The 8,979-nt window shown below is 33.0% G+C and carries 8 protein-coding genes; 2 read left to right on the forward strand and 6 right to left on the reverse strand.

The genetic code is table 11. From position 1 onward, the window contains the following. Positions 1 to 242: 242 nt before the first annotated feature. Entirely contained in the window at positions 243 to 1,124 is an 882-nt protein-coding gene (locus DIU01_RS05930) for an EamA family transporter (RefSeq protein ID WP_290832446.1), read from the forward strand. Positions 1,125 to 1,194: 70 nt separating this feature from the next. Beyond that, positions 1,195 to 3,387 carry an outer membrane beta-barrel family protein gene (locus DIU01_RS05935; protein ID WP_290832448.1) on the forward strand — a complete coding sequence of 731 codons (2,193 nt, stop codon included), beginning with the start codon at positions 1,195 to 1,197 and terminating at the stop codon, positions 3,385 to 3,387. Between the two features lie 55 nt (positions 3,388 to 3,442). Here the strand turns inward: DIU01_RS05935 and clpX are convergent, their stop codons facing one another. From clpX to DIU01_RS05965, 6 genes are all read right to left on the reverse strand, one after another. Further along, positions 3,443 to 4,675, reverse strand: a complete 1,233-nt coding sequence (clpX, locus tag DIU01_RS05940; protein WP_035123228.1) for an ATP-dependent Clp protease ATP-binding subunit ClpX — start codon at positions 4,673 to 4,675, stop codon at positions 3,443 to 3,445. A 76-nt stretch (positions 4,676 to 4,751) separates the two neighbouring features. Further along, entirely contained in the window at positions 4,752 to 5,408 is a 657-nt protein-coding gene (gene clpP, locus DIU01_RS05945) for an ATP-dependent Clp endopeptidase proteolytic subunit ClpP (protein ID WP_290832452.1), read from the reverse strand. Between the two features lie 271 nt (positions 5,409 to 5,679). Further along, positions 5,680 to 7,005, reverse strand: coding sequence for a trigger factor (locus DIU01_RS05950; RefSeq protein ID WP_290832453.1), 1,326 nt, complete (start codon positions 7,003 to 7,005; stop codon positions 5,680 to 5,682). A 90-nt stretch (positions 7,006 to 7,095) separates the two neighbouring features. Next, positions 7,096 to 7,440: a phage holin family protein gene (locus DIU01_RS05955; RefSeq protein WP_290832455.1), complete on the reverse strand. Its 345-nt coding sequence runs from the start codon at positions 7,438 to 7,440 to the stop codon at positions 7,096 to 7,098. 32 nt (positions 7,441 to 7,472) lie between these two features. Further along, entirely contained in the window at positions 7,473 to 8,234 is a 762-nt protein-coding gene (locus tag DIU01_RS05960) for an alpha/beta fold hydrolase (RefSeq protein ID WP_290832457.1), read from the reverse strand. A 1-nt stretch (position 8,235) separates the two neighbouring features. Then, the gene (locus tag DIU01_RS05965) at positions 8,236 to 8,949 is read right to left on the reverse strand and encodes a pyridoxine 5'-phosphate synthase (RefSeq protein ID WP_290832476.1); all 714 of its coding nucleotides are present in this window, start codon (positions 8,947 to 8,949) and stop codon (positions 8,236 to 8,238) included. Positions 8,950 to 8,979 lie beyond the last annotated feature (30 nt).

Genomic DNA, 8,979 nt, shown 5'->3' on the forward strand with positions numbered 1-8,979 from the left:
GGTGAATATAGTTCTTATGGCGCATTTCAAATTATTGATGACAAATGGTTTGAAGAAAGAAATAACAGAATTAAAAAATATAAAAAATGAAAAAAACTGCCATTCTATTCCTTCTCTCACTATCCATACTTTCCTGCGGACCAAAAAGAATGAAATGCTACGGAAAACGTTGTGTAGAAACTTCTATTAAAAAAGAAAGTTCAGTACCTTTATACCGAAATTCGTAAAACCTCAACTTTTTTTTGAAAACTAAACTTTACTTAGCTTTATTTTGTGTTGCCTTCTTTTGGGGAACCACATTTTTAGGCATTCGAATCGGAATTGAGACTATTCCTCCTTTTTTACTTGCTGGAATTCGTAATTTAATCTCTGGTTTTATCATCTTCTTTTATTTATTGTTTCAACGAAAGTTAGAATCGGTAAATCCGCGTCAGTTTTTACGTGTATTTATTCTTGCCGTTATGATGATTGTTTTGGCAAACGGATTAACAACCTATTCTGAAAAGTACATTACAAGTGGTTTAGCATCATTAATTTCAACATTATCGCCATTTTTTGTTTTGATTTTGAATCTAATTTTAGGCAATGAAAAACTTTCGGTTAAAACCACAATCGGAATATTTTTGGGCATGTTTGGAATTTTCTTAATCTACCAAAACAGTCTTTCCGATTTACTAAATCCTGAATACAGACAAGGTGTTTTTGCAATTTTAACAGCCGTTTTAATGTGGTCTATCGGAACAATAATCACCAAAAATGGAAGTGCAAATTCGCTGACAATGTTGATGAACGTAAGTTTGCAAATGATTGTTGCCGGAATTATTTTAACGCTTTTCCAATTCTATCTAACGCCAACTATTTCGACAGAAAACTGGAGTTTACGTAGTGTTGTGGCCATGATTTATTTAGCTATTTTTGGTTCTGTTGTTGGCTATGTCGCTTATAGTTATTTGATTACGCAAATGTCATCAACCAAAGTTTCGGTTTTATCTTATGTGAATGTTGTTGTTGCTTTATTTTTAGGATGGTTAATTCTTGACGAAGTAATTACTAGCCGAATCATCATTGCAGCATCCTTAATTATTGGAGGCGTTCTTATTGTAAACTACAAAAAAGCAAAATAAATCTTAAATTCCTTGTAACATTTTTTGGCGTTTCAAGTCTTACTTGTAATCATCAATCAAATCAATTACAATGAAATCATTATTTTTCACACTATCGTTGTTAGTGGCAAATTCTGTATTTGCCCAAGAAACAAAACCCGAGAACGATTCGATCAAGAAAAAAGCAGAAATTCTTGATGAAGTAAAAATCTCCACCAAAAAACAACTCATCAAAGTAGAATCAGACAAAACAACCGTTTCTATTAAAGACAACGCGATGTTAAGTACTGGAAATGCTTATGATGCTGTTAAAAAATTACCAGGAGTTATTGCTTCACCAACTGGCGGATTATCATTAAACGGAAAAGGCGTTGCCATTTACATTGACGGTTCACCAAGTACTTTAAGCGGAAGCGATTTAGAAAATTACTTATCATCACTTCCTGCAAATGCTATTGAAAAAGTTGAATTAATTTACAATCCAGGAGCAGCATTTGATGCCAATGCAAGTGGTTCGGTTATTAATTTAGTTACAAGTTCTAAACGTTTGAAAGGAATAAACGCAAGTTTCAACATGAATTATAACTTTAATAAATACCAAAAACCAAGTCCGCAGATTTTATTAAACGGAAAAGAAAAAAACTTGAGTTGGCAAACTATGGTTGGTTATAATTACATCGACAGAGAAAACAATTCGAAAAACGGACAGACTTTTACCTCATTCGATCCTGATAAACAACTTGATCAACAGCGATTGACAGTTACTACCAATAGAAATTTCTATGCACGTTTAGGAACGAATTACAAACTATCTGAAAAGTCGAATATATTATTCAATTACAACACAACATATTCGAACGACAGAGATGTTTTTGATGCAAAAACGAGTGGTTCAGAAATATCAGATTATTTTTCTGATGGAATTACAAAGACCAAAGCGAACAACCACGAAATTAGTTTGCAATTCAAAACTAAATTAGATACTATCGGAAGAACACTTGATGTTGTTGCTTTTACAAATATTTTCAACAGAAATCCTGATGTAAAATCGAATGCTCTTGAAGACGATGTTTCTAGTTTTAATAATTTCAAAAACGACTTCGGACTTTTAAATTACTATTTGAAATACGACTTCAATATTCCGTTTGAAAAACTAAAAATGTCGTTGAGTACTGGAGGAAAATTCAATACAATTAAAGTAAATAATACTGGAATGTACAATTTGAATTCGGCTACAACCGATATTATTGACTTTGATTATAAAGAAACCAATTTGGCTTTTTACACCGAATTGAGAAAGAAAATCAAGAAGTTTAATTTTACTGCTGGATTACGATTTGAAGATTTTAACGTAAACAGAACTGGAGTTGTAGACGGAACAGCAACTAAAATTGATTTTAAAAACACCAATTTATTTCCGAATTTTAGTGCTTTGTATGAAGTGAATGATAATGTAAATGTTAGTGCTTCGTATTCTAGAAAAATCTCGCAACCTAATTATGGAGTTCTAGATCCGAATGGTTCTAATTTTGATCAATACAATTCCTCAACTGGAAATTTATTATTGAATCCATCGTTCTTTGATAATTATGAATTCAAAGTTACGGCGATGCAATTCATTCAGCTTGGAGCGAATTATACTGTGGCAAAAGATCAAAATTTATTTATATTAAATGCTGAGCCAGGAGAATTAGTAAGTACACAAACGTTCCAACAGTTTGACCGATTTAAAACGATGAGTATTTATGCTAATTTCCCAATTCCGTTGGATTATTTCTTTAAAGGAAAAGAGGAATTTAAAAAGCGAATGAACAATATTGATAAGATGAATTACATCTTTTTAAACATCAATTACATCAAGAATTTAACGGAAGGATATAATTTTTCATTCGACCCAAAACCAGTTTGGAATTACGCAGCACAAGCTCAAATTATGTTGCCATGGGATATTAAAAGTGGTTTAACTTATTTTATTTTACCAAGCGGAACATGGGAAATTTATAAAATAACAAAACCAATTCAGCAATTTGATATTTCTTTGAACCGCGATTTTATGAATAAAAAGTTGAAGTTGGGCGTTCATGTATTTGATGTTTTCAATCAGAATGAGATTAATGCTTTGGTTTCTTCTACTAACTTAGAAACCAAATTCTTTGAAAAAAACGATACAAGAATGTTTAGATTATCGTTAACGTACAACTTTGGAAATCTAAAACTTCAAAACGAGAACACAACTATTGAAACTGAAAAAATTCAAAGTGGCGGTGGCGGTTTAGGAAAATAAACGAAACTTTTAGACATAAAAAAATCCCGATTATCTCGGGATTTTTTAGTTTTATTTATGAAGCAATTTCTAGTCGTTTCAATAAATTTTTATTTAAAGTATGCTCGGCATAATCTTTATCAATTTCTAGAACTGTTTCGCTAGAACTTGGTAATTCATACATAGCATCAGTTAAAATGGCTTCGCATAAAGAACGTAATCCACGTGCTCCAAGTTTGTATTCTAATGCTTTTTCTACAATATAATCTAATGCATCGTTTGTAATGGTGAATTTTACATCATCCATTAAAAACAACTTTTCGTATTGTTTGATTAAAGCATTTTTTGGTTCGGTTAGAATAGAACGCAATGTTTCTTTATCTAAAGGATCCATGTGTGTTAAAACAGGAAGACGACCAATAATTTCTGGAATTAATCCAAAATCTTTGATGTCTTTTGGGATGATATATTGCAACAAATTGTCTTTATCAATATTATCGGTATTTCTAGAAGTAGAATATCCAACGGCAGTTCTATTTAAACGTTTCGAAATAATTCTTTCAATTCCGTCAAAAGCACCACCAGCGATGAATAAAATATTCTGAGTATTTACTTCTACGAATTTTTGGTCTGGATGTTTTCTTCCGCCTTTTGGTGGCACATTTACAACTGTTCCTTCTAATAATTTTAGTAAAGCTTGTTGTACGCCTTCGCCCGAAACGTCACGAGTGATTGATGGATTATCGCTTTTACGAGCAATTTTATCAATTTCGTCTATGAATACTATTCCGCGTTCTGCCTTGGTTACATCATAATCGGCAGCTTGTAGTAATCGTGTTAAAATACTTTCTACATCTTCACCTACATAACCAGCTTCTGTTAAAACTGTTGCGTCAACAATTGCTAATGGAACGTCTAACATTCGTGCAATTGTTTTAGCTACTAATGTTTTTCCGGTTCCAGTTTGTCCAACCATAATGATGTTTGATTTTTCAATTTCTACATCTTCATGGTGTTGTTGTTGCATTAATCTTTTGTAGTGATTGTACACTGCAACCGACATTACTTTTTTGGTTTGATCTTGACCAATAACATATTCGTCAAGAAACGCTCTGATTTCTTTTGGCTTGCGCAAAATTAAATCGGTAGCAATTTTCACATTAGAATTGGTTTTTAGTTCTTCTAAAATAATTCCGTGTGCTTGTTCAATACAGCGGTCGCAAATGTGTGCGTCAATACCAGCAATTAATAAATTGGTTTCTGGTTTTTTTCTTCCGCAGAAGGAACATTCTAATTTTTCTTTTGCCATCTTTAATAGTTAGCAGTCACAGTTTTCAGTCGCAGTTACATCACTGTAAACTGTGACTGAAAACTGAAAACTGAATTTATCTTCTTAAAACTTCATCAATCATTCCGTATTCTTTTGCTTCGTCAGCAATCATCCAATAATCACGTTCTGAATCTCTGTGTACTTTCTCGAAAGATTGTCCAGAGTGTTTAGAGATGATTTCGTATAATTCGTCTTTTAGTTTCAACATTTCTTTTAAGTTGATTTCCATATCGGTTGCAACACCTTGTGCTCCGCCTGATGGTTGGTGAATCATTACTCTAGAATGTGGTAAAGCCGAACGTTTTCCTGCAGCTCCAGCGCAAAGTAAAACCGCACCCATTGATGCTGCCATTCCTGTACAAATCGTTGCTACGTCTGGTTTTATGTATTGCATGGTGTCGTAAATTCCTAAACCTGCATAAACGCTTCCGCCTGGAGAGTTGATGTAAATTTGAATATCTTTAGAAGCGTCAACTGACTCTAAAAATAATAATTGTGCTTGTATGATATTAGCCACATGATCGTCAACTCCTGTTCCAAGAAAGATAATTCTATCCATCATTAAACGAGAGAAAACGTCTAGTTGTGAAATATTTAATTGGCGTTCTTCTATAATATAAGGTGTCATACTACCAACTATTTTATCGTAGTACATGCTATTCACTCCGTGTTTTTTGGTAGCGAATTTTTTAAATTCTTTTCCGTAGTTCATTTTAAATTGTAGTTTAAAAGGTTTATATATTTTTCAGTTTAAAGTTGTTGAACTAAACTTGTTTTATTCTTTATTGCAAAGGTCGTACCTTTTATTTTAGGTGACAAACTGTCTGTTGATTCATCACTGTTGCCCTAGCCCAGATAGTAGTGGAAAGCTCCCGATTTTTCATCGGGACTTGCAACGTATAGCTGGATTGGCTTCTAATAAAAAAATTGAGCGTCAAAAATAAACATTTCTGACGCTCAAATATACTAATTATTTTATAAATTTATTCGTTGTACATTGCTGCAACGAATTGCTCGTAAGTAACTTCTTTAGTTGTTGGATTTGCTTTTTCTACAAATAATTTCAACATTTTGTCGGCTACAACTTGCTCTGACAATCTTTTTACTTCGTCTTGATTAGAAAGAACTCTTGCTACGATTGATTCTACTTCGGCATCCGTTGGATTTGCTTGTCCGAATTGAGCCATTTGTTGACGAATTGCAACTGATGTGAATGATTTTAAATCTTCAAAATTTACTTGGATATTGCTTTGAGCCAAAGCTTTACCTTCGATTAATTGAAAACGTAAACCTTTTTCTGAACGTGCATATTCTACTTCTGCTTCTTCTGGAGATAATTTTTTGTCACCTACAGTTTGCAACCATCTTACTAAGAATTCTTTTGGCAAGTCGAATTTATTGTTTTCGATTAAGAAATCTTGAACGTCTGCCATTAATTTTTGTTCTGCCTGAGTTGCAAAATGTTTTTCGGCGTCTTCTTTGATTTTTGCTTTTAACTCTTCAACAGAATTTACATTTCCTGGTCCGAACAATTTATCGAATAATTCTTGGTTTAATTCTGCTGGATCGTGAGCAATAACTTCGTCGATTGTAAAAGTAACTTCTACATCTAAGTCATGAACTACATCGTGAGAAACTGCTAAAACATCCATTAATTTGTGTACATCATGGAATAAACCAGCTGTTTTTAATGTGATTACGTCACCTACTTTTTTACCGATGAATGATTTTGCTACTTTTGGATCTGCAAGTTCTTCTAAATCTAAAGTTGCACGGTTGTTGATTCCAGCAGCTTCGTTAGCGAATACTCCAGAAACATCGTTTCCTTCTGCAACAACATCTTGCGAAACTACTGCACCATATTGTTTTTGAATTCTTGCAATTTGTGCGTTTAACATAGTGTCATCTGCAATGATTTGATATTTTACAACATCGCTTTTTGCATCAAGATCGATTTCAAAATTTGGCACTAAACCAATTTCGTATTCAAAAGTTAGTTCTTCTGCATCCCAAGAAAAATCTGGGTTTACTTTAGGAAGTGGTGTTCCAAGCAGGTTGATTCTTTCTGATTGTAGGAAACGCTCAAGAGCTAAATCTACTACTTTTTTTACTTCTTCAACTTTTATTGCTGCACCATATTGTTTTTCTACCAAGGCTTTAGGAACTTGACCTTTACGGAATCCTTTTACTGTTGCCAATGGCATTTTTTCGTTTATTCTTTTTGCTACTTGACCTTTGTAATCCATGTGAGGAACGGTAAGTACAATTACTTCATTTACTGCATCAATTGCAACTCTTTTAATATCCATCTTTGATAATAATTTACATAATAAAATTGGGTTGCAAAATTATAACATTTCTGCAACCCAACCAATTTTATTTTGTTGATTTTTAAAGTATTATTTTGCCTCGCCTGTGAGCTGATAAACCAATGATTGTGAAAGTGATAAAATGATACTAAAGAACAATGCCGTCCAGAACGAACTTACATCAAAACCATCTACAAAGTGATCGCAAAGCAAAATGATCATGGCATTTATCACTAAAAGAAATAATCCTAAAGTAAAGAAAGTTACCGGCAATGTTAACAATACCAAAACAGGTTTTACAAAAAGATTAAGCAACCCAAGAACGATGGCAACTATTATTGCTGTAGTAAATTGTTCTACAACAACTCCTTTCATAAAATAGGAAATAACCATAACCAAAGCAGCAGTTATAAGAATTCTTAGTAGTAGTTTCATTTATTTATTTTTAGATTTATAAATTTAGCCAATTATTTCAAAAAACGTGCCGTTTCTTCAAAAAATAATTTAGGGTTTTCGGCATGAAGCCAATGACCAACATTTGGAATTGTTGCTAGTTGATAATTAGGAAAATGTTGTTCTATTTCAGGCAAATCTGCATCTAAAATATACTTTGAATTTCCGCCTCTGATGAATAAGGTTGGTTTGTCAAAAAGCGCATCCTCTGGTAATTTCGTTCCAATAACTTCAATATTTTCATTAAAAACTTTCAGGTTAAATCGAAAAGCGAGTTGTCCTGGCTCAATCCAATATAAATTTTTCATTATAAATTGACGCGTTCCAAAATCGGGAATAAACGGATACAAGGTTTCTTCTACAGAAGTCCTATCTGGTTTTGTAGAAAAATCTATAGCATTTAATCCAGCAAAAATATCTTGATGATGTGGCGCATAGTATTTCGGACCAATATCTGCAACTACCAATTTATCAACTCGTTCTGGATAAGTTGTTGCAAATAACATTGCTACTTTTCCGCCCATTGAATGTCCTATGATAGAAACCTTATCAAGTTTGTGAAAATTACAATATTCTAAAACATCATTAGACATGACGTCGTAACTAAATTCGTCGGAATGAAAACTTTTACCGTGATTTCGCAAATCTAAAATGTGAACCTGAAAACCTTCGGCAACATATAATGAACTGTATGATTTCCAATTATCAGACATTCCTAAAAATCCGTGAATTATTAGCAATGGCTTTCCTGTTCCTTCAATTCTTGAAAACATCATATTATTTTAATTTTTGCAAGTACATATTAACAACATTATCCAATCCTAAATAAATAGCTTCCGATATTAACGCGTGACCAATAGAAACTTCTAGTAAATTTGGAATATTATCTTTAAAAAATTTGATGTTGTCCAAACTCAAATCGTGCCCAGCGTTAATTTCTAATCCTAATTCATTGGCTAAAATTGCCGATTTAGTGTAGGCATCAATTCCGTTTTCGTTTCCTAATGAATATTGGTGTGCAAATTCTTCGGTGTACAATTCTATTCGTTCTGTTCCAGTAGCTTTTGCGCCTTCAATCATTTCTAAAACTGGATCTACAAATATGGAAGTTCTAATTCCGTTTCGTTGAAATTCCTGAATTACTTCGGTCAAATACGATTGATGTTTTATCGTATCCCAACCAGCTGACGAAGTAATTGCACCGATAGCATCGGGAACCAAAGTCACTTGCGTTGGTTTGCACTCAAGAACCAAATCAATAAAATTATGCTGTGGATTTCCTTCGATATTAAACTCGGTATAAACTATAGGTTTTAAATCGCGTGCATCTTGATAGCGAATGTGTCGTTCGTCTGGTCTTGGATGAATGGTGATTCCTTGTCCGCCAAATTTTTGAATATCGGTTGCAACTTGCAATAAATTGGGTACATTTCCACCACGAGCATTTCGTAACGTGGCTATTTTATTAATATTTACGCTTAATTTTGTCATCGAATTTAGATTTGAAATCTATTATTAAAT

It is taken from the genome of Flavobacterium sp. (assembly GCF_003525665.1).
GTDB lineage: Bacteria > Bacteroidota > Bacteroidia > Flavobacteriales > Flavobacteriaceae > Flavobacterium.

Coding starts and splice junctions, on each gene's coding strand:
- DIU01_RS05960 (WP_290832457.1), bottom strand. CDS start 8,234: ATGATGTTTTCAAGAATTGAAGGAACAGGAAAGCCATTGCTAATAATT.
- DIU01_RS05965 (WP_290832476.1), bottom strand. CDS start 8,949: ATGACAAAATTAAGCGTAAATATTAATAAAATAGCCACGTTACGAAAT.
- DIU01_RS05955 (WP_290832455.1), bottom strand. CDS start 7,440: ATGAAACTACTACTAAGAATTCTTATAACTGCTGCTTTGGTTATGGTT.
- DIU01_RS05950 (WP_290832453.1), bottom strand. CDS start 7,005: ATGGATATTAAAAGAGTTGCAATTGATGCAGTAAATGAAGTAATTGTA.
- DIU01_RS05935 (WP_290832448.1), top strand. CDS start 1,195: ATGAAATCATTATTTTTCACACTATCGTTGTTAGTGGCAAATTCTGTA.
- clpP (WP_290832452.1), bottom strand. CDS start 5,408: ATGAACTACGGAAAAGAATTTAAAAAATTCGCTACCAAAAAACACGGA.
- clpX (WP_035123228.1), bottom strand. CDS start 4,675: ATGGCAAAAGAAAAATTAGAATGTTCCTTCTGCGGAAGAAAAAAACCA.